The sequence below is a fragment of the Stenotrophomonas sp. Sm10 genome (assembly GCF_030985515.1).
GTDB classification, from domain to species: Bacteria; Pseudomonadota; Gammaproteobacteria; order Xanthomonadales; family Xanthomonadaceae; genus Stenotrophomonas; species Stenotrophomonas hibiscicola.
Map to the genome: position 1 here is coordinate 11,704 of NZ_JAPTFO010000052.1, position 21,535 is coordinate 33,238.

Consider the following 21,535-nt stretch of genomic DNA (forward strand, 5'->3'; position numbering starts at 1 on the left):
AGTAACCGGCGGAGAGGGAGCGTCGATCGGGCGGGTATCACGCGGTATTGACATCCGCGGGAGGCCCATCCGATGATCGGGCCGGGGAAAACGCATTCAGGGATGACATGCACCAGGGGACGGTAGCCAGTCAGGGCGTCGCGCGCGAGCGCGTGGTTCACGCCCAGCCAGATCTGGCATTGCGGGGGCTGGTGCTGCTTGCGCAGTTCCACGGCATCGCTGCGGATGCGGAGCAGCTGGCGCATGCGCATGGACGCAACGGCGAAGCATTTGACGAGACGACCCTGCTGCTGGCCGCCCGCCGCTTGGGCCTCAAAGCCCGGATCTCAGCGACGCCGCAGCGGCGTCTTTCCAGGGTCACACTGCCGGCGCTGGCGTTGGCGGGCCCGCACCCTTTCATCATTGCGCGGATCGACCGCGATCAGGTGCTCATCCACGACCTGGCCGAAAAGCGGCCGAGAACGCTCACGCTGGACGAACTGGGGCAGCGCTATGTAGGACGCCTGCTGCAAGTGACCTCGCGTGCGTCGGTGCTGGGCGAACTGGCAAGATTCGATTTCAGCTGGTTCATCCCGGCGGTCATCAAGTACCGGCGCTTACTGGTCGAAGTACTGATCGTCTCGTTCTTCATCCAGATGTTTGCCCTGGTAACACCGCTGTTCTACCAAGTGGTGATGGACAAGGTGCTGGTGCACCGAGGGCTCACCACGCTGGATGTGATTGCCGTCGGCCTGGTTTCGATGGCGGTGTTCGACGTTGTGCTGTCAGGCCTGCGTACGTACGTCTTCTCACACACCAGCAGCAAAATCGATGTCGAACTCGGCGCGCGCCTGTTTCGGCATGTGCTTGCGCTTCCGTTGGCGTACTTCGAGTCGCGCCGCGTGGGTGACACCATCGCCCGCGTGCGGGAACTGGAGAACATCCGCAGTTTCCTCACCGGGCAGGCGTTGACCTCGGTGCTGGACCTGTTCTTCACGGTTGTCTTTCTTGCCGTGATGTTCCACTACAGCAGATGGCTGACCCTGATCGTGGCGCTTTCGCTTCCGCTGTATGCGCTGATTTCGGCGTTGGTGACGCCTGTACTTCGCAGGCGCCTGAATGACAAGTTCCAGCGTGGCGCCGACAACCAGGCGTTTCTGGTGGAGACCGTCAGCGGCATCGGAACGGTCAAGGCCATGGCGGTGGACCCGAGGGTGACCCGCACGTGGGACAGCCAATTGGCGGGATACGTCAGCGCAGGCTTCAACGTCACCCGCATCGCCACGCTCGGCCAGCAGAGTGTGCAGCTTGTGCAGAAGCTGGTGGCCGTTGCGATCCTGTTCTGGGGGGCGAAGCTGGTCATCGATGGCAAGTTGAGCCTGGGTCAGTTGATTGCCTTCAACATGCTGTCCGGCCAAGTGGCGGCGCCGATCATCCGCCTGGCACAGCTTTGGCAGGACTTCCAGCAGGTCGGAATCTCCGTTGAACGACTGGGCGATATCCTCAATACGCGCACTGAGCTGCCGGGAAGCCGGATGGCATTGCCTCCGATCCAGGGCCGGATCACGTTCGAACGCGTCGGGTTCCGCTATCGTCCAGACGCTGCGGCCGTGCTTACTGATATCGAACTGGATGTCCGGCCTGGCGAAGTGGTTGGCATCGTCGGGCGCTCAGGCTCGGGCAAGAGCACGCTGACCAAGCTGGTGCAGCGCTTGTATTCGCCGGAACAGGGCAGGGTGCTGATCGATGGACATGATCTGGCGCTGGCCGATCCGGCATGGTTGCGTCGACAACTCGGCGTGGTCCTGCAGGAGAATTTCCTGTTCAACCGCTCTGTGCGCGAGAACATTGCATTGGGCGAACCTGGCATGCCGCTGGAACGGGTGATCCAGGCCGCTACGCTGGCCGGCGCGCATGAGTTCATCGTCGAGCTGCACGAGGGCTACGATACCAAGGTCGGTGAACACGGTGCCGGGCTTTCCGGTGGCCAACGCCAGCGCATCGCCATCGCCCGGGCGCTGATCACCGATCCGCGCATCCTGATCTTCGACGAGGCAACCAGTGCGTTGGATTACGAGTCCGAGCACGCCGTGATGTCCAACATGCGCGCGATATGCAAGGGCCGCACGGTGCTGATCATCGCCCACAGGCTGTCCACGGTGCGCCATGCGAACCGCATCGTGGTGGTGGAGAAGGGGCGGATCGTCGAGGCCGGTGCACATGAGGAACTGATGCGCCTGCCTGATGGCTTCTATGCCCACCTGCAGCGACTGCAGGCGGGGGCCGCATGAAGCATCGAATACAGGCCGCAGGCGATTTTCTGGGTCGATACGTGCGGGTGGCGAGTGCGGCGTGGAAGGCACGTGCGCAGATGGAGTCGCCGCAGCGAACGGCCGATGAGCGCGACTTCCTGCCCGCCCACCTGGAGCTGATCGAGACGCCCGTCTCGCCAACGTCACGCTGGAGCATGCGGATCATCATTGCATTGTTCTGTATTGCACTGCTGTGGGCATGCATCGGCCAGCTGGACATCGTGGCGGTGGCGCCGGGCAAGACCGTCGTCAACTCGCGTACCAAGGTGGTGCAGCCGGCCGAGACTGCTGTGGTCCGTCGCATCTTGGTGCGCGACGGGCAGACGGTGAAAGCAGGTGAGCTGCTGATCGAGCTGGAGGGGGCGGGCGCCGGGGCAGAGCTCGCCCAGGCCGGCGAAGCCTTGACCAACGCCCGGCTGGCGGCGCTGAGACTGGAAGCACTGCTGGGGGCCTTCGACACGGGCAACCTGCCGCAGTTGCCATCGGACAGTGGGCTGCCCGCGCAGCGGCTGGCGGACGAACAGGTGCTCGTGCGCAGTCAGTTCGAGGCTTTCCAGGCCCGGCGCAATGGCCTGCAGGCCGGCATCCAGCAGCGCCAGGCAGAGCTTCACACCACCGAGGGCCTGATCCAGCCGTTGAGCGACTCGGCGCAGATCGCACGCACCCGCGCGGCGGACTATGCACGCCTGGTGGAGGGCAACTACGTCGGGCGCCACGACTATCTGTTGCGCGAGCAGGAACGCATCGCCGCCGAGCGCGACCTGGCCACCCAGCGCAATCGGGTGCAGGAGCTGCGCTCGGCCCTGCTGGCGGCACGGGAGGAACTACGGGTGCTGGTCACCGACACCCGGCAACAGGCCCTTGATGAACTGCGCAAGGCCCAGGAGCAGATCGGGCAGATGGGGCCGGAAGTGGCCAAGACCGGACAGCGCAATCGACAGATGACATTGCGCGCACCGGTGGACGGGACCGTGCAGCAGCTGGCCGTGCACACCGTGGGCGGCGTGGTGACGCCGGCACAACCGCTGCTGGTAGTAGTGCCCAGTGGCGACGGCATGGAAGTGGAAGCAACGCTGCTCAACAAGGACATCGGCTTCGTGCGGCCGGGCCAGGCGGTCACGATCAAGATCGACAGTTTTCCCTATACCCGCTATGGCTACCTCACCGGAACCGTCGTGAGCGTGTCCCATGATGCGGCACAGGATGAGCAGCTGGGCCTGGTATTTCCGGCACGGATCCGCCTGGATCGTTCCGAGCTGGACATCGGCGGCGTCAAGGTGAGGATGAGTGCTGGCATGAGCCTGTCCGCAGAGATCAAGACGGGGCGGCGGCGGGTCATCGACTATCTGCTCAGCCCGCTGCAGCAGCACGCGCAGGAAGCGCTGCGTGAACGCTGAGGCCGATCCTGTGGTGGCTGGCAGGTGGTTGAACGCGTGCCGGCTGCGGTACGACATGCTGCTGTGGTTGTCATTGTCGGTCGTGCTGGGGGGATGCGGGTCCGACAGGAAAGGACCAGAGGCCACACGGCTGCAGGGACGCATCGGTGGTGTCGCGCTGGAGGTGCCCAGACAGGATGTATGGATATGGGAGCAGGACCGGGACGCGCGAGCGGACCCCGCGTCACGCTGCGGTGTGCCATTGCGCAGCGTTTCCATCCAGCTGCGTTGGCCGGAGATGGCGCCGCGCAATGCGCAGACCCGACAGGACTACGACCGGCGCGATTCGGCGGGGAACGGCGATTCGAACTGGATCGACATCGGAATGAGCCAGGCCGGCGAGGGTGAGAACATCACGCTGCGGCAGATACGGGACTGGGGCCTGTATCGCCTTCACCATCAACGACTGCCCGCCGAAGTCACCTTCGATTTCGGTCGTGACGCAGCGCTCGGGCTGGAGATGGCCCGACCGGCGCTGCCGGAGCGTCAAAGCTTCAACTGGAACCGTATCACCTATACCGACAGCCTGGACCCGGCACGCGCACCCACTGTTCTGATCCGCTGCATGACCGGGCCGCAGTACTCACCCCCGCAGTGGACGCCCCTGTGCGAGGCCTCGCTTGAGCAGCCTGGGCTGCGGAATGTACGCACCACCGTTGTTTACCGTCAGAACCTGTTGCCGCATTGGCAGGAGATCCAGGCCGATGTCCAGGCCTATCTGCAACGCATCAGGTCCCATTGCCCTACACACCGGAACGTGAAGGAGATTGAACGTGGTTGAAATGATGACAGCCGAACAGCGTGCACTGGCGCGGGCGATGCTCGACAGCGGCAAGATCGAGGAGATGTACCAGTTCATCGCTGGTTTCGGGCATCGCTATGCCCGGCTGGCCAGTGGCGTGGCCGTGGGCAACATGTTCTCCGGGTTGACTGCACTGGAGTTTCTTGAGGAAACCGCAAGGGCCCATGGCGTTCCCGTGGACGATGCGAAGATCCAGGCAGTGCGTGCGGGCATGGCCCGAGGCCTCCTGGACATGCTCGACCAGATCGTGGATGCAGCCGGTAACGTTGTTCGTGAGATCACCGCTGGCGAAGCATGGACCTTCCACAACCGTGTGTTCACCGATCTGAATCTACCGGTTGATTCCTGGACGTTGAACACGCCGTTCAAACTTCTGGACGAGCAGGAACGCGATGCCATCTGGGACTCGATGCTCAACAGCAACGGGCGATTGCCATGGGATACCAAGGCCGGCATCGAACTGCTGGTGAAGGTGGTCAAGAACGCAGAGAACGACCCCTTGGGAGCCGGTTCATGGTTCTGGCGTCTGGGTTTGAATCCGGATGTGTACTCGGCATGGATGGCACGGCTGAGCACCGAAACGCTGGAGGATGGTTCCAGCTGGGTCGCCCGGCCGTTGGATCCCTTCCTGTTCTTCACCGGCGCGTTGGCGCTGGATGCCTCGGACCTGGAGTTCAACAAGGACCAGATCCGCGAATTCCTCAACACCCTGCCCGAGGTGCTGAAGCTGTCGGTCAAGCAAGGGAGCGGACTGACCGCCTATGGTTCGCTGCAGGGTGATGCCATCGACGGTACCGATGAGGCCGACGTCATCTTCGGCCAGGATGGCGCAGACGTGCTCTCTGGCCTGGCCGGCAACGATGTGATCGACGGCGGCACCGGCAACGATACCCTGAACGGCGGCGCCGGCAATGACGCACTGTTCGGTGGCGCGGGAAACGATACGCTCGACGGTGGTACCGGCAGCGACCAGTTGCACGGCGGTCTGGGTTTTGACACCTACAGCATTGGTACTGGCCTGGCCGGCGATCTGGATACGATCGTTGATACCGATGGCAACGGTACCGTGATCATCAACGGCAACGGCGCTTGGGCCAACGGACTCATCGCGACGTCAGCCACCACCTGGGAGAGCGCCGATGGCCAGATCAAGGTCAGCCACTCGGTCGCCAACGGTTCGAAGCTGATCATCCGCAGTGGCACCGACACCGGCAGCGTGATGGTCGACGGCTGGAGCCAGGGCCACCTGGGCATCACGCTTCCCGAGTTCAAGCCGGGCCAGGCAGGCACAGGAGGCACCGGGCTGGCCGACTTCCTCAATCCCTTCGTGAACAGCGTGCCCAGCGCAGCGGTCAACCTGTCCGGTGGCAACGGCCGCGACATGATCTGGGGCACCGCCTTCGGCAGTGGTGACACCCTGGACGGCGGTGAAGGTAGTGACATCATCAACGGTCGCGGTGGCGCCGACACCATCACCGGCGGTGTCGGCGACGACTTCATCTCCGGCCTGGGATCGGGGACGATCGCGCATGGCGGAGAGGGCAATGATGTCCTCAACGCTCAGTGGAACTTCGGCTTTGACGTGCGCACGAATTCACGTGTACCGATTACCGAATCCGGTATCTGGCGGGACGTGGAGGCCTTCTTCAGCTGGAGTGCAATGCAGAGGCTGGGACGCCGCGATGATGGCAGCCTGGCCATCGGCTTCGACTATGGCCTGTCGGGCATGTTCGATTTCAGTGGCGCCTCGGTGGCGCCAGGCTGGACGTTCAGATTCCGGCGCCTGGACAATGATACCTACACCCTGGTCTACAGCAGCGCCACCGAGCCGGATGGCATCCCGCTGGGCCAGGGACGGATCACCACGGAGGCCGGCTCCGGCATCACCTACACCAGCGGTGTGAGCCTGTTTGGCGAAGACGGCAACGATCAGCTCGGTGGCAGCAGTGCAGCGGACTACCTCGATGGGGGAGATGGTGACGATGCGATCAGTGGTGAAGGCGGCCACGATGTGATCCTGGCCGGGGCCGGCAACGACCAGGTGGCCGGCGGTGACGGCAACGACAGCATCGACGGCGGCGCCGGCAACGACGAGATGTGGGGAGAAGGTGGAAATGACCTGATCGACGGTGGAGACGGTGATGATCTGATCTGGGGTGACTATTACCCGCAATCCGGAATCGTTGGCGGCGGCAACGACATCCTGCGGGGTGGCGCCGGCAACGACCAGCTGTCAGGCCAGGCCGGCGATGATCTGCTGTCCGGCGGCATTGGCAACGATCTTCTGGTTGGCGGTACCGGCAATGATCGCCTGATGGGCGAAGACGGTGACGATGAGCTGCAGGGCGAAGACGGTGACGACACCCTCGACGGCGGCAATGGCGCCGACCGGCTGTTCGGGCAGGATGGCAATGATGTTCTGCTGGGCGGCGAGGGCGCCGATCATCTGGAAGGTGGCGATGGCAATGATCATCTCGATGGTGGCGCCGGCAAGGATGTGCTCATCGGCGGCGAAGGCGATGACACGCTCATAGGTGGCCAGGGCGACGACGAACTGTGGGGTGGATCTGGCAAGGACACACTGTCCGGTGGCGAGGGCGCCGACACCCTGCGCGGTGAAGCGGGGGACGACGTGCTTGCCGGCGGTGCGGGCAACGACATATTGATGGGCGGCGATGGGCGCGACACGCTCGACGGCGGCGGTGGCGACGACGAGCTGCAGGGTGGCGCCGGCAATGATTCCCTGAACGGTGGCAACGGCGCTGACCGTCTGTTTGGTGAGGATGGCAACGACAGTCTGTATGGCGGTGACGGTGACGACGTCCTGGCCGGTGATGGCGGCGCCGGCAGTTCCGGAGCGGCTGGCAATGACTATCTCGACGGCGGTGCCGGCAACGACGTGCTGTTCGGGCAGGGCGGGCACGACGAGCTCAATGGCGGCGCCGGCGATGACAGGTTGTACGGTGATGAAGACAATGGCCCGGGTGGCAACGATACGCTACGCGGTGGCACAGGCAATGACCTGCTGTCCGGCGGCGCCGGCGACGACATCCTGGACGGCGGCACCGGCAATGACGTGCTCTACGGTGGTACCGGTAACAACCAGTACCACTTCGAAGCGGGGTTTGGTATCGATCATGTCTACCTGCAGGAGGGCAATCCGGGTTTTGATCGCGTCACCTTCGGTTCAAGCATCAACCAGGCCGATCTGCACTACGAGGCTTACGGGCTAGATCTGATCATTCGCCACATCAACGGTGCAGATATGGTGGTGGTGCACAACTACTTTGCATCCAACGGAGCGGGCGGGATCGCGGTGGGCGGCATCGACGTCACCGATCGCGGACGCCTGGAGGAACAACTGGAGCTGCCGTCGCTTGTCTTCGGTACCGGCGGTGATGACAGCATGTTGGGCACCAGCGGCGATGACAGTCTGTACGGTGCCGACGGCAACGATACACTGATGGGCCTGGAGGGCAACGACCGGCTGTTCGGCGGCGGCGGCGATGACCTACTGATCGGTGGTTTTGGCCATGACGTGCTCGACGGCGGCGCCGGCAACGACATCTATCACTACGACTTCGGTCATGGCTACGACCGCATCATCAATCTGGGCAGCGCCGAGGCGGGCACGGACATCATCCGAATCGGTCCTGGTCTGACTCGGGCGATGATCAATAACATCCAGATCTCCGGCGATGACCTGATGCTCGCCTTCTTCACCGGCGCGGGGTTCCAATCGCTGAGCCTGGATGGATTCCTTGCCGGGAGCAATCGCAGTCACATCATCGAGTTCGACGATGGCACGTGGCTGAGCGCCGAGGACTTCGTCGAGACGACGCGCAGCTGGAACGGTACCGACGGTGATGATACGTACACGGCGACCGATGAAGGCAACAACCTGCGTGCGGGTGCCGGCAACGATATCGTCCATGGCCAGGGGGGCAACGATCGAATCTTCGGCGGCGAAGGCGACGATCAGCTGTTCGGTGGCGACGGCAACGATGTGATCTACGGCGATGGCGGAGCGGACCTGCTTGATGGCGGCGCCGGCGACGACATGCTGTATGCGAATGAATTCAGTGATGGCAGCCCGGACATCCTCCGGGGTGGCGCAGGCAATGATCGCTACTACATCAGCACCGGCTACCAGTACGGCTCGTCCCCGGACACGGTCATCGAACTGGAAGGCGAAGGCGTGGACACCGTCTTTGCCGAGTCCTTCTCGTACACCCTGACGGCCAATGTCGAGAACCTGGTGGGCGTGTTCAACAGCAGCACCTGGTATTGGCAGAATCCGTCCTATCCCGGCTGGATCGTGCACATTCCCCGCGCTCTGGTCGGCAATGACCTGGACAACATCATCCAGTTTGGCAAGCCGTCCTACCTGGGCACCCATAGTGGACGTTACTACCTGCTTGACGGCGGTGCCGGCAATGACACGCTGATCGGAACCCAGGCCAACGAAACCTATGTGGTCGACAGCCTCGGCGATGTGATCATCGAGGGTGACTGGGGCTGGGACAACCGCTTCTCCATTGATACGGTACGTGCCAGCCTGTCCTACTCGATCGCCAACCTGGTCAACATCGAGAACCTGGAGCTGGTCGGAAGCGGCGATTGGTCGGGCTGGGGTAATGCCGGCGACAACACGCTCAACGGCCGCACGTCGACAGGCGCCAACCACCTGTACGGTGGGATGGGAGATGATCGCTACATCATCAGTGCCAACGACACGGTGGTGGAGCTGGCCGGGGAAGGCAACGATACCGTGGTAATCGACGCCCTCGAGGAAGGCGCACCGCAGAACCAGTGGTTCGACGTCGCCCACTTCGCAAACGTCGAAAACCTGGAGCTGGGCAACAACCTGGTGCCTGACGGACGCGGCGAGGGCACCATCAACGGTGGCGCATTCCATGCGAATCTGCGCGGCGATGCCGGCGACAATGTCCTGACCGGAAACGGATTCAGCAACGAGATCCGCGGCGGCGGAGGCAACGATACCCTCAAAGGCGGCGATCGCGAGCCGAACACGGTCTACAAGGCCAGCCGGGACTATCTCTACGGTGAAGAAGGCAATGACCAGCTGATCGCAGGCCAGGGTGGAGCGGACCTGCATGGCGGCACCGGCGATGACCTGCTCAGGGGCGGTTATGGCGACGACGATTTCCACTACGGAATCGGCGATGGCCGCGATACGGTGGATTCGCGGCCGGGTGCCGGGCGCGACCGTGTGGTGTTTGGTGCAGGCATCGACCCGGACGACGTCACCTTCAGCCGCAGTGGGCTGGACCTGATCGTGCAGGTTGGCAGCGATCCGAATGACCAGCTTTTGGTCAGCAGCTACTGGTATGAGGAGGGTGGCAGTCTGGTGGTGCGTGGGGTGATCGACCACTTCCTGTTCGCCGATGGCACCGTACGTCGCGGCGATCTGCACCAGCTGCCCTACACCAACAAGCCTCCGGTCACGCTGATCCCGTTCGTCGAGTTCGAGGCCATCGGTGAGGCGGCCTTCTCGGCGCAGATTCCCTCGGGCATGTTCCAGGATGAGGCGCAGGACACGCTGACCTATTCACTGAGTGCGAACGCGCCGGCCTGGCTGGTCATCGACCCGCTCACCGGCCAGCTGACGGGCACGCCGCCCAATGGCGGTGCGGATCTTTCGCTGCAGATCATCGCCGCCGACAGCTGGGGGCAGCGCACCACGGCCTGGCTGACGCTGAATGTACGCAACGTGCTGCGGGGTACCGACGGCGGGGATGTGCTTACCGGCACCCAGTTCCGTGACGATCTGCATGGCGGAGCGGGCAATGATGTATTGAATGGTGCAGGTGCCGATGATCGCCTGTATGGCGGCGAGGGCGACGACATCTATGTGGTGAGCGACCCGAGCCAGCAGGTAATCGAACTGGCCGGCGGCGGCGACGACACTGTCCGCAGTGGCAGTCATCGCTACGTGCTGGGCGAGAATGTCGAGCGGCTCGAGCTGCTGGACGGTGCGTATGAAGGGACTGGCAACCAGGGCAACAACACGTTGATCGGCAACCAGGGCGACAACCGGCTGGATGGCCAGGCCGGCGAAGATCGCCTTGTCGGTGGTGGCGGCGATGATACCTACGTGGTCGACAGTGCCGGCGACGTTGTCATCGAGGTGGCGGGTGAAGGCATCGATACCGTGGAGTCGGCGCTGGACTGGCAGCTCGGCGACCATCTGGAGAACCTGGTGCTGACCGGCTCCGGCAACCTGAGCGGGGTTGGCAACAGCCTGGACAACGAGCTGTACGGCAATGATGGCAACAATCGGCTCGAGGGTGGCGTCGGTGCTGATCGTCTGTACGGTGGCCTGGGCGATGATCTGTACATCATCGAATCGGCCCAGGATCGCGTGTTCGAGGACGAAGACAGTGGCGTGGATACCATCGAGCGCCGTTTCGAGACCAACCTGATCCTGGCCGACAACGTCGAGAACCTGATCCTGGCCAACGGCATCGTGTCCGGCAACGGCAATGCGCTGGACAATGTCATCACTGGCAACACTGCGGCCAACAAGCTGAGCGGCATGGACGGCAACGACACCCTTGTCGGCGGTGACGGCGATGACCAGCTGTGGGGCGGCAGCGGTGACGATGTCCTGCGCGGTGACAATGGTGCGGACTATCTTGATGGCGGCAGCGGTGCCGATCAGATGAGCGGTGGGGCAGGCAATGACATCTACATCGTGGACAACACGGCGGACACGATCATCGAGCTGGCCGGCGGTGGCACGGACCAGGTGCAGTCTTCGGCTTCCTACACGCTGTCAGCGGATCTGGAAAACCTGTTCCTGACCGGAAGTGCCGACATCAACGGGACCGGCAACGCGCTGGGCAACTACCTGGCGGGCAACAGCGGTAGCAACACGCTCAACGGAGGGGGCGGCAACGACACGCTCAGTGGTGGGGCGGGCAACGATACCCTGCTGGGCGGCGCTGGCAACGACGCCTATCTGGTCGACGCGAACTCGGGCAGCGATGTGGTCGACAACACCGGTGGCGGCAACGATACGGTGTTCTTCCAGAACGGCGTCACCCGGGAGCGGCTGAGCTTCTCCCGCGACGGCGATGACCTGTTGATCCGGATCGATCAGGCGGCCACGCCGGCGGTCCGCGTGCGCAATCACTTCCTCGGCGGGGACTGGGCCATCGATCAGGTCCAGCCTGAAGGAGGCAGTTCACTCAGCGCGGCGCAGATCAACCAGCTGGTGAATGGTGGCAGTGGAGGCGGGTTCGACAGCACCGTCACCGGTACGTCAGCGGGAGAACAGCTAGTAGGCACCGCCGGCAAGGACCTGATAGAGGGATTGGGGGGCGATGACACGCTGTTCGGCATGGCAGGCGACGACACGCTGCGCGGAGGCGATGGCAACGATCAGCTTGCAGGCGGCAATGGCAGTGCTGCGGGCTCCGGCAATGACCGGCTTGAGGGAGGGGCAGGCAACGATACCCTGCGCGGCCAGGACGGCAAGAACGTGCTTGTGGGCGGCAGCGGGGATGACCAGTACATCCATGGCGGCGGAAACGATGTGATCGACAACACGGGGGGCGGCGTCGACTGGTTGTTCTTCCAGAACGGCATCACCACCAGCCAGCTTGGTTTCACCCGCGAAGGTGACAATCTGGTGATCGTTGTGAACGGAAATGCCAACCAGCGTGTTACGGTGACCAATCACTTCCTGGGCGGTGACTGGGCGCTCGACTATCTGCAGGCTGCCACCGGCAATGCGCTCAACACAGCGGCCATCAATGCGCTGGTCAGTAACGGCGGCGGTGATGGAGGAGGTACCCCGGGCACCGGAAACGATGCCGACTACCCGTCCAAGATCAACGGTACGGCGAACGCCGAGCAGTTGGTCGGTACCAGCGGGCGTGACCTGATCAAGGGCCTTGCCGGCGACGACAAGTTGTTCGGCATGGGGGGCGATGACAAGCTGGAAGGTGGCGATGGCAATGATTACCTGTCCGGTGGCAACGGCAGCTTCAGCGGATCCGGCAAGGACATCCTGATCGGTGGCGCCGGCGATGACCAGCTGGTAGGCGAGGATGGCGATGACATGCTCATCGGCGGCGTGGGCAACGACACGTATTTCTACCGCGCCGGGTCGGGCGCCGATACGGTGGACAACACCGGTGGCGGTACCGACTGGTTGTACTTCGATGGCATTGATCGCAGCCGCCTGAGTTATCACCGTGACGGCGATGATCTGATCGTCAGGGTGGATGGCAGCGCAGGGCAGCAGATGCGTGTGCTTCGTCATTTCCAGGGTGGACAGTACGCCATCGCTTTCGTGCAGCCTGGCGATGGCGGCTACGCCATCACCGCCGATCAGATTGCCAATCAGTTGACACCGATGACGGCACTGCGCACCAGCATGACGTCTGACGCCGCGTCTGCGCCGGAGGGAATGTCGCTGGAGGCCGAGTTGCAGCATCTGGTAGGGGCTATGGGCGCGTTCCGGGCAGGTGCTGCCACCGGGCTTGTTGGCGATGCACCTGTGCAGCTGGCCGATGTGGACCCATCCCTGTGGGCGGGTGCACTGCACCGTCAGGAGGCGCGCGCCACGCTTGTGCCGGGCTGATCCGGCCTGCGCATGAGGTGGCATGCACGCAACGGCTTCGGCAACAGGGCCGTTGCGGGCGGGTTGGGTCGATGAGCTTCGCCCGGCGGGGCATTGGCCGAACGGTAACATCAGGTAACAGCCTGCCCGGATTGGGTAACAATGGGTGAGCCGGGCACCGACAGCGGCCGCCACTGGGCTACCCTGTAGTTCCAGCGTACGTTGTAGGGCGCACCGATGAAGGTTGTGGTTCTTGCTGCATTACTGATGGTGGCGCAGGCGTCTGCGATACACGCCCAAGCCCTGCCCACCGAGCTGGCGCAGCTGGGGATCATCGCCGGCATGCCTTACGCCAAGGCCAAGCGCCTGCTGGATGCTGCGGGATGGCAGGTGAAGCCGGTGCAGGGCGCGCCGGAATCGCTGGAGGGCTTTCCGGAGGTCGGATGCCAGAAGGATGGAAAGCAATGTGCGACGACCTTCGAAAAGGACGGTCAACAGATCGCGGTGCGGCTGGGCACTACCCTGGCAGGGCAGCCGTTCGTGCAGAGCGCGGACTGAGTACCCGCCCTCACGCCAGCGGTAGGCGGTCCTGCGCGCGCGACAGCCGGTCATGCAGGTCGCGCACATGTTCTGCCTTGGCATGCACCCGGGTGGTATCGCCGAAACTGCGTAGATAAGCGCAGGCCGCGAAGCCGGCGCTCTTCTTTTCGTATTCGGCGATCCAGGCCAGACGGTCCGGGTTGTTGGCCTGTTCGGCGGACCACGCGGCCACCGGCGGGCGGATGCGATAACGCAGGCCGACGCGCCACGGCTTCGGTGTCAGCCGCGCACGGAAGCAGTGCTGCAGTCGGCACATGCGCGCGTACAAGGTGTCGGTGCCCAGTGCCTTGAAGAACGCCTGCAGCTGCTCGTCCTCGGGCGAGAAGGTGGCATGCATCGCCAGCACGCGCAGTCCCGCAGGCGTGCGGTAAGCGCGCAGATGCCAGTCGGGGTGTTGTTCGCTGAAGACTTCCACGCGCCGCAGCGCAAGCCCTTCGGCACCCCCGGCGGCGGCCAGGCGCTGCCTGCGGCGCAACAGCAATGCGGCATTGACCAGAACTACCGCCGCCACGCCCAGCACCAGCCCCACCAGCCAGTGCCACAGCAGCGTGCCAGTGACGGCGCCGGCAAGCAGCACGACCGCCGCAACAATGGCCGGCATCACGCAGCCGGCTGGCGGCTGCGCATGGTCGATGTCGGCGAACAGCACGTCCGGGCTGTTGAGGCACAGTGCGCCATAGCTGTTGCGGGTGATGATGACGTCGCCGTCGCGCTGCACGATCTGCTCGCGGATCGGCACGCCCTCCACGCCGTAGTTGCTGCGCACTTCGCGGCGCGGCAGCGCCTGCCCGGCGAGGATGGCATTGAGGGCTTCGTTGGCGCGGCGGTCGGCGTGCACCTGCGCCTCTGCAGGGCCTTCGTCGGACCAGCCGAAGCGGCGCACCACCACCGGCCGGCCACGGAAACGGGCCTGCAGGCGGGCTTCGGCCCAGTACGCGGGAACGATCATCATCGTGCGGTGCTCCATCTTCCATGGCAGGTGCCGAAGCGAGTCTGGCACAGCGCCGGTGCGCCCGCATCCGCCTGCTGCAGTGGGCCGGGCGGAGTGATAGATTGCGCGCTTCGCATGCACTCCACCAAGGACGGAGCGATGTTCATGATCCTGCGCGGCCTGTTGGCCCTGGCCTGTGCCGGGGCGGTAGGCGTGGCCACCGCAGCGGTACCGGCAGGGCCGCAGATCCTCACCGAGGATGTCAGCCGTTTCTATGCACTTTATGACAGCGCTGGCGGCAAGCCCAGCGTTGCGCAGCTGCGTGGATACCTGGCCGAGGGTTCGGCGGGCCTGGCCGAACTGGCGAAGGTGCGCCGGGTCACCCCCGAGCGCATTGCCGAGTCCATCGCCAAGCAGCCGGAACTGTATGCGCAGGGACGAAGCTGCCTGGCCGAACTGCCAGCGGTGAAGCAACGCCTGACGCAGGTGTTTTCCAACCTGCAGGCGATCTACCCACAGGCCGCGTTTCCGCCGGTGACCATCGCGGTGGGCCGTGGCCGTCCGGTCGGGCTGACCTCGAAAAGCGGGGTGATCATCGGCCTGGAAGCGCTGTGCGCAGCCGATTTCATGAATCCCAATGTGCAGGACCGCTTCGTGCATGTGATCGCACACGAATACGTGCACATCCAGCAGACCGGCCTGACCGACTTCGAGCCGGGCGATCCGCATGCCACGGTGCTGCGCGTGTCGTTGGGCGAAGGCATCGCCGAGTTCATCGCCGAGCTGATTTCCGGCAACGTCGGCAATGGGCGTCACGCGGCCTGGACCCGTGGCCGGGAAGTGCATATCGAAAGCGCCTTCGCGCTGGATCTGGACAGCACCGATCTGTCGCCGTGGCTGTACAACTACAAGCCGGGCTCGCAGGAGCCCTATGACCTGGGCTACTGGGTGGGCTACCGCATCGCCAAAGCCTACTACCTGCAGGCCAAGGACAAGCGTGACGCGGTGCGCGCGCTGATCCAGCAGGACAACCCCAAGGCGATCCTGGCTGCCAGTGGCTGGACGCCCGGCATGTGGATGCCGGCCAAGGTGACCGGCGTGGCAGCGCGCGCGGCAGCACGCTGATTGCAGGCCGGGGCGCTAGACTGCCACCGTGAACCGGGAGAGTCTCCATGCGTATTCCTGTAGTGCTTGCCGGAACGTTGGCCATCGCCTTCAGCATTGGCTTGACCGTTCCGACCGCGGCTGCTGAAACGGGCGCGGTCAATCCGATGTTGCTCAAGCCCGTAGAGCAGCTGCGCCCTGATGAGATTCGTTTCATGCAGCAGCGCCTGGCTGATTGGCCGCAGCTGCAGCACTATCGTGATGCCAACGCGCGACTGCCCGCGGCGGCGCCGGGCCAGCCACGCGTGGTCTTCTTCGGCGACTCCATCACCGAAGGCTGGGGCAGGGAAGGCAGCGCGGCTTTCTTCCCCGGCAAGGGCTGGCTCAACCGCGGTATCAGCGGCCAGACCACGGCACAGATGCTGGTGCGCTTCCCGCAAGACGTGCTGGCGCTGAAGCCACAGGTGGTGGTGATCCTGGCCGGTACCAACGATATTGCAGGCAACACCGGTCCATCCACGCAGGCGATGATCGAAGACAACCTGCACGCGATGGTGGACCTGGCGCGTGCACATGGCATCGCCGTGGTGCTGGCATCGGTGCTGCCAGTCAGCGATTACCCATGGATGCCCGGGATCGCGCCTGCGCCCAAGGTGCGTGCGCTGAACACGGCGTTGAAGCGCCATGCCGATGCACAGCAGCTGGTCTATCTGGACTACCACACGCCGATGGCCAATGCCGCCGGAGGGCTCGATCCGCAGCTGGCCGAGGATGGCGTGCATCCTACGGCGAAGGGCTATGCGGTGATGGCGCCGCTGGCCGAAGCGGCAGTCAAGCGCGCGCTGCAGCAGAGGTCGCAGCGGCAGGCAGGCTTGTCGACCACCACGTATCGAAACTGATCAGCAGCGGATCTACCGCCCTGTACTGGGGCATCAGCCTACTGCGGCGCGGCGGAAAGCGCCCCATGCAGGTCGCCCCCATCTGTGCCTCAGGCATCGTCCTGCTTCAACGCCGCATCGGCCGCCAGCAGCGCCTCGGCGGCTGCACTGAGCGACGGCGACGGTGGGGCGACCACGCCGATGGCTTCCATCATCTTCGGCATGCCCAGGAACTGGCGCGCGCGACGGTCGTAGATGCCGGTGACCAGCAGCGCACGTGTGGCGATCTTCTGCTCGGGCCCGATCAGCACGCGCTGCTCCATGATGCCGCGCGAGCCGACCCAGCCCACCAGGCGCGTTTCCAGGGTAAAGCGCTGGAACGGCTTGAGTTCGCGGCGGAACTGGATGGTGCCGGCACCAACAATCGGCGCCCACTTCTCGCGCAGCGCCACCCGCCCCAGGCCCATGCGCAGGATCAGGTCCAGCCGGCCCAGATCGAAGATGTTCCAGTAGCGGCCGTTGGTCATGTGCAGGTTGCTGTCCAGGTCGTTGGGCAGTACCCGGAACTGCAGCCGTGAGACCCCGAACGGGGCCTCCAGCTTGGGCCGGAACAGGCTGCAAAGCAGTAGATGGAGCAGGCGGAACCAGAGATTCATGGCTATGACGACTGTTATAGAACGGCCGGTACGCTAATCTATGACGACTGTCTTAGCAAGGCGATCGCCGTGAGTCCACGACCCTCTGATGCCCCGCAACGGGTGATTGATGCCGCAGCACTGATGCTGGCGCGGGTAGGCCTCAATGCCACCAGCATCCGTGAGGTGACCAAGCTGGCCGAGGCGCCGTTGGGCTCCACCTACCACCATTTTCCTGGCGGCAAGCAGGAGCTTCTGGCGCGCGCCACCTACATGGCTGGCGACAAGGTGGAGGCGCTTCTCGTTGAACTGTTGAAAGGCGGAGCCGTGCAGGGCCTGCAGCAGTTCCTGGCGATGTGGCGCGAGCGCCTGCTGCGCTCCGGGTTCCGGGCGGGCTGTCCGGTACTGGCCGCTGCCGTGGAGGAGCCGGTGGAGGCAGTGCCGAGCCAGCCCCGTGCAGCAGCTGCTGAAGTGTTCGCACGTTGGCAGGGGCATCTGGCCGCAGCCTTCATTGCCGACGGCCACCAACCTGCTGTGGCGGATGGGTTGGCCAGCCTGGTGATCGCCAGCGTGGAAGGCGCCGTGGCGATGTGCCGCGCACTGCAGGACATCGCCCCGTTCGACCAGGTCGCAGCGCAGTTGCTGAAGGCCGCCGCGCCACCTGAGCGCTAGAATGCACCCGAACGCACGACTGCGTGCCCGGCAAGGATGTCTGCATGTTGCACCACCTTTCCCTCGGCGTCCGTGACCTCGACGCCGCAGGCCGCTTTTACGATGCCGCACTCGCCACACTGGGGTTTCGCCGGGTTTTCGAGGACGAGACCGCGATCGGCTACGGGGTGGTCGAAGATGAGGACGCGTTGTGCCTGAAGCTGCGTGATGACGCAGCAGCGCCGGGCCCCGGTTTCCACGTGGCGTTCGCTGCGGTGTCCGCAGCGGCCGTGGATGCGTTCCACGCAGCAGCCATGGCCAACGGTGGCACTGACAACGGTGCGCCCGGACTGCGCCCCGATTACGGTGACTCCTACTATGCGGCGTTCGTGGTCGACCCCGAGGGCCATCGCATCGAGGCGGTGACCAAGGCGCGGCCGGCGTGAAGCAGCCGGGCATTCCGGCGCCAGCCCGCTGAAGTTGCCAATCGCATGCCGTAGCGCGTCATGGCCCATACCAGGCCGGCGATCGGCCAGCGCCCGTCCGCCCCTGGTACTCCCCAAGCCGTAGAGGCACGCGCAGTTTTCGATCCTGCCCGACTCTGCGCTATTATCCGCCGGGGGCCTCGGAACGTGGCCCGGCTTCAACCAACCCTGACAAGGACAAGCGCATGGATGTCGCTGCACGCAGGAACAGGACGTTGTTTCGTTGGATCATGGTGACGCTGCTGGCGATACTGATGCCGTTTGCAGCGCTGGCGCAGCCCGCAGCCGGGCAGGCCGATGGCGCCGAAGCCGCCACTGCCACGGAAGAGGCGCAATGCCGCGCCTGCAGCTATGAACGCATCGGGCCCAAAGTCGATATCGGGCTGGTTGCATTAGTGTCGCTGCTGGTGGTGGGTCTGCTGATCGCAGCGTCGCGGGAATGGGGCAGCACGTCGCAGCGCTGGACCTGCCGCACGCTGGCTCTGTTGCTGGTGGGCATCGGCCTGGCGTTGTTGTGGTGGGCTGGCAGCGTCGTCTACCTGGGCTACAACCCGTGGCAGGAAATGGCCGCCCCCGTCGGTGGCTCGCTCACCTCGACACTGCTCACTACCTCACCGAAGTGGCTGGCGGCGCTGGTGTTGATTGGTTTCGCGCCTTCCATCTGGAAGCGCAGCGAACGCCTGCCGGCCTGGCGTATCGGCTGACCCTGGAACGACGGCGCCGGGTCAGACCCGGCGCCGCCTGCGGCCATCAGTCAAAGCGCCAGCGCACGCCCGCATAGACGCCACGGCCTTCGCCTGGCGTCGAGCGCGCGACATCCTTGCCGGCGTCGTCGTAGCCCGGCGTGACCGTGGCCGCGTAGTGGCGGTTGCCGATGTTGCGCATCTCCGCCCAGGCCTGCCAGCGACCACCGGGTGCCTCGTAGCCGATGCGGCTGCCGAAGATCACGTGGCTGTCAGCCCAGTAGCTGTTGGCGTAGTCCACGGCGATACGCGAGGCGTATTCGGTATTGAGCGTAGCGTACAGGCCGGAGGCGTGATCGAAGCGCAGCTCGGCCTGATAGGCGTGCTGCGGCAGGCCGGGCAGGCGGCTGCTGCCGAAACGCGCATCGTGGCGGTAACCGAAATCACTGAAGGTGTACGCCTGGCGCAACGACAGGCGCCCCGGCGCGGCCTGCCACAGTGTGCTGTCCAATCCGGCTTCGATGCCACGGTGCACGGTGGGGCTGGCGTTGTTCTCTGCGATGAACAGGTTCGGTACCGGCTGCAGCTCCACGCTCAACAATTCATGGTTCACGTGGGCGTAGTAGCCGGTCAGCTCCCAGCGACCCAGCGCCGCGTCACCGCGCGCGCCCAGTTCCAGCGTGGTGGCGGTCTGGTTCTGCATCGGCGCCGGCGCGCGCTGGCGGCCGGTAGGCGGGCCATTGCCCGGCCCGAAGTACTGGTTCGAGCCCCAGATCATCGACCACGGGTGCGGCGCCTCCACCGAACGGCTGAGGTTGCCGAACCACTGCGTCTGCGCGCTGTGCTGCCAGGTGAAGCCCAGTCGCGGCGCGTAGTCCCAGTCGTGGTCGCGCAGGCGGCCTCCGCTGCTCGGCCAGGTCACCTGCACGTCGCGGCGGGTGCTGATCAGTGCCAGCCCGGTCTGCATGCGCAGGCGGTCGTTGAAGGTGAGGGTATTGCCGACGTGCAGCGTGCTGTCGGTGCCGTGGTGGCGGAAGTCACGCGTGCGCGTACCGGCGGCATAGCCGTTGCTGGCAAAGCGCAGCGACTCGCGCACATCGGCGTCCAGATCGTGGGTGACGCGCAGACCGATCGTGGTTTGGCTGTCCAGGCCGAACAGCCGGTGGCGGTGGTGGTAGTCCAGCGTGGCGTTGAGGTTGGCGTAGTCCAGCTGCTGGCGGTACAGGCTCTCGTTCAAGTCCATCGGGTACGTGTGGTAGACCAGCCCGGCCTGCAGCGAAGAATCCTCGTCGATCTGCAGCGTGGTGACATTGGCCACCCAGGTGCTGCCCGGCTGCGGGCGGCGCGCATCGATGGCCAGGTTGGCCGCGTTTGCCGCATGCGGATCGTTGCGGATCTGATCGCGGGTCAAGCGACCCGGCGTTTCGTGATTGGTTTCGCGGTAGCGCACGAAGAAACGTGTCTGCAGGTCGGGCGTGATCTGCCAGCCGATGTTGGCCATCGCGCCCTTGCCGTCGCCGCGCGCATGGCGCTGATAACCATCGAACTCGGTATCGGTGTAAGCCAGGAAGTAGTCGACATCACCACTGGCGCCGCCCCAACTGATGCCGCGCTTCTGGTAGCCACGGCTGCCGGCTTCGTAGTGCAGCTGCACGCCCGCCGAATCACGTCCGCTGCGGCTGACGTAGTCGATGGCGCCGCCCAGCGCGAGCGCGCCGCGTTCGAAGCCGTTGGCGCCGCGGAGCACTTCCACGCGTGAAAGCCACAGCGGTTCGAGCAGCTCGTAGGGCGTGCCGCCCGGTCCGGTCAGCGGCAGCCCGTCGATCGAAACTGCAATACCAGACGCATGCGCACCCGGGCCACGGTTGATGCCCGAACCGCGGATCGAGATCTTGGTGCCCTCATTGCCCGGCGACTGCGCACTGATGCCCGGCTGGTAGGCCAGCACATCCGCGCTGGAGGACAGGCGGCTATCGGCCTTGGCCACGTCGATGACGTTGCCGGCGCCGGGTACGCGCTTCAGCGCCTCGCGCGCCTGCGCGCTGGCATCGGCAGCAGCGGAGACCTGCACAGCATCCAGCGTGGTGGCCTGCGGGGCTGCGGCGGCGGTGGAGGAAAGGCCGAGGGAAACGGCCAGCAACAACTGCGACGGGGTGGGGCGGTACGACGAGGGCGACATGCGGAAATGCTGTAAACCACGAAAGTGGCGCGCAAGTTAACAGGTCGATGACCCCCACGCCACCCTCCACCTGCGTATGGCCACCTGTGGTGGCCCCGTAGAGCCGAGCCCACGCTCGGCTATCGCGCGCAGCGGGGGGTCTCTGCGATCGCCACGAAGAGCAGCCGAGCATGGGCTTGTATGTTCCTCACGGCTCCTACGCGGTATGTAGGAGCCAGGGTGGAGGGACCGTCAACATGATATCTGCGGATAGCAGCCGACAGACGA

General features: G+C 64.7%; 13 protein-coding genes. 10 read left to right on the plus strand and 3 right to left on the minus strand.

Translation table 11 applies throughout. The features are described from left to right. Positions 1–107: 107 nt before the first annotated feature. The 5 genes from O0J15_RS14385 (at position 108) to O0J15_RS14405 (ending at position 13,680) form a co-directional block, all read left to right on the plus strand. Positions 108–2,270, plus strand: a complete 2,163-nt coding sequence (locus O0J15_RS14385; RefSeq protein ID WP_308305845.1) for a type I secretion system permease/ATPase — start codon at positions 108–110, stop codon at positions 2,268–2,270. Further along, positions 2,267–3,688 (plus strand): HlyD family type I secretion periplasmic adaptor subunit, encoded by a 1,422-nt coding sequence (locus tag O0J15_RS14390; protein WP_308305846.1) that lies wholly within the window; start codon positions 2,267–2,269, stop codon positions 3,686–3,688. The genes O0J15_RS14385 and O0J15_RS14390 overlap by 4 nt, the downstream gene beginning before the upstream one ends. Beyond that, on the plus strand, positions 3,678–4,508 hold the full coding sequence (locus O0J15_RS14395) for a hypothetical protein (RefSeq protein WP_308305847.1): 831 nt from the start codon (positions 3,678–3,680) through the stop codon (positions 4,506–4,508). The genes O0J15_RS14390 and O0J15_RS14395 overlap by 11 nt, the downstream gene beginning before the upstream one ends. Position 4,509: 1 nt before the next feature. Continuing rightward, the gene (locus O0J15_RS14400; protein WP_308305848.1) at positions 4,510–13,143 is read left to right on the plus strand and encodes a putative Ig domain-containing protein; all 8,634 of its coding nucleotides are present in this window, start codon (positions 4,510–4,512) and stop codon (positions 13,141–13,143) included. Between the two features lie 216 nt (positions 13,144–13,359). Continuing rightward, positions 13,360–13,680, plus strand: a complete 321-nt coding sequence (locus O0J15_RS14405; protein WP_308305849.1) for a hypothetical protein — start codon at positions 13,360–13,362, stop codon at positions 13,678–13,680. Between the two features lie 10 nt (positions 13,681–13,690). On the opposite strand, the gene O0J15_RS14410 is transcribed toward O0J15_RS14405, so the two are convergent. After that, positions 13,691–14,674: a hypothetical protein gene (locus O0J15_RS14410; RefSeq protein WP_010480506.1), complete on the minus strand. Its 984-nt coding sequence runs from the start codon at positions 14,672–14,674 to the stop codon at positions 13,691–13,693. 138 nt (positions 14,675–14,812) lie between these two features. On the opposite strand from O0J15_RS14410, the gene O0J15_RS14415 reads away from it, so the two are divergent. Next, positions 14,813–15,778, plus strand: a complete 966-nt coding sequence (locus O0J15_RS14415) for a DUF2268 domain-containing putative Zn-dependent protease (RefSeq protein WP_308305850.1) — start codon at positions 14,813–14,815, stop codon at positions 15,776–15,778. 146 nt (positions 15,779–15,924) lie between these two features. Beyond that, positions 15,925–16,656: an SGNH/GDSL hydrolase family protein gene (locus O0J15_RS14420; RefSeq protein WP_227844497.1), complete on the plus strand. Its 732-nt coding sequence runs from the start codon at positions 15,925–15,927 to the stop codon at positions 16,654–16,656. 89 nt (positions 16,657–16,745) lie between these two features. Here O0J15_RS14420 and O0J15_RS14425 read toward each other — a convergent pair whose 3' ends face one another. Next, positions 16,746–17,291, minus strand: coding sequence for a thioesterase family protein (locus tag O0J15_RS14425; protein WP_019660345.1), 546 nt, complete (start codon positions 17,289–17,291; stop codon positions 16,746–16,748). Positions 17,292–17,360: 69 nt separating this feature from the next. Between O0J15_RS14425 and O0J15_RS14430 the strand changes: the two genes are divergently transcribed. From O0J15_RS14430 to O0J15_RS14440, 3 genes are all read left to right on the plus strand, one after another. Continuing rightward, entirely contained in the window at positions 17,361–17,942 is a 582-nt protein-coding gene (locus O0J15_RS14430; RefSeq protein ID WP_206621508.1) for a TetR/AcrR family transcriptional regulator, read from the plus strand. A 44-nt stretch (positions 17,943–17,986) separates the two neighbouring features. Then, positions 17,987–18,367, plus strand: coding sequence for a VOC family protein (locus tag O0J15_RS14435; RefSeq protein ID WP_308305851.1), 381 nt, complete (start codon positions 17,987–17,989; stop codon positions 18,365–18,367). A gap of 224 nt (positions 18,368–18,591) precedes the next feature. Further along, the gene (locus O0J15_RS14440; RefSeq protein ID WP_164144608.1) at positions 18,592–19,110 is read left to right on the plus strand and encodes a hypothetical protein; all 519 of its coding nucleotides are present in this window, start codon (positions 18,592–18,594) and stop codon (positions 19,108–19,110) included. Between the two features lie 46 nt (positions 19,111–19,156). Here the strand turns inward: O0J15_RS14440 and O0J15_RS14445 are convergent, their stop codons facing one another. Next, complete coding sequence (locus O0J15_RS14445) at positions 19,157–21,268, minus strand: TonB-dependent receptor (RefSeq protein ID WP_308305852.1); 2,112 nt, start codon at positions 21,266–21,268, stop codon at positions 19,157–19,159. Positions 21,269–21,535: the final 267 nt, after the last annotated feature.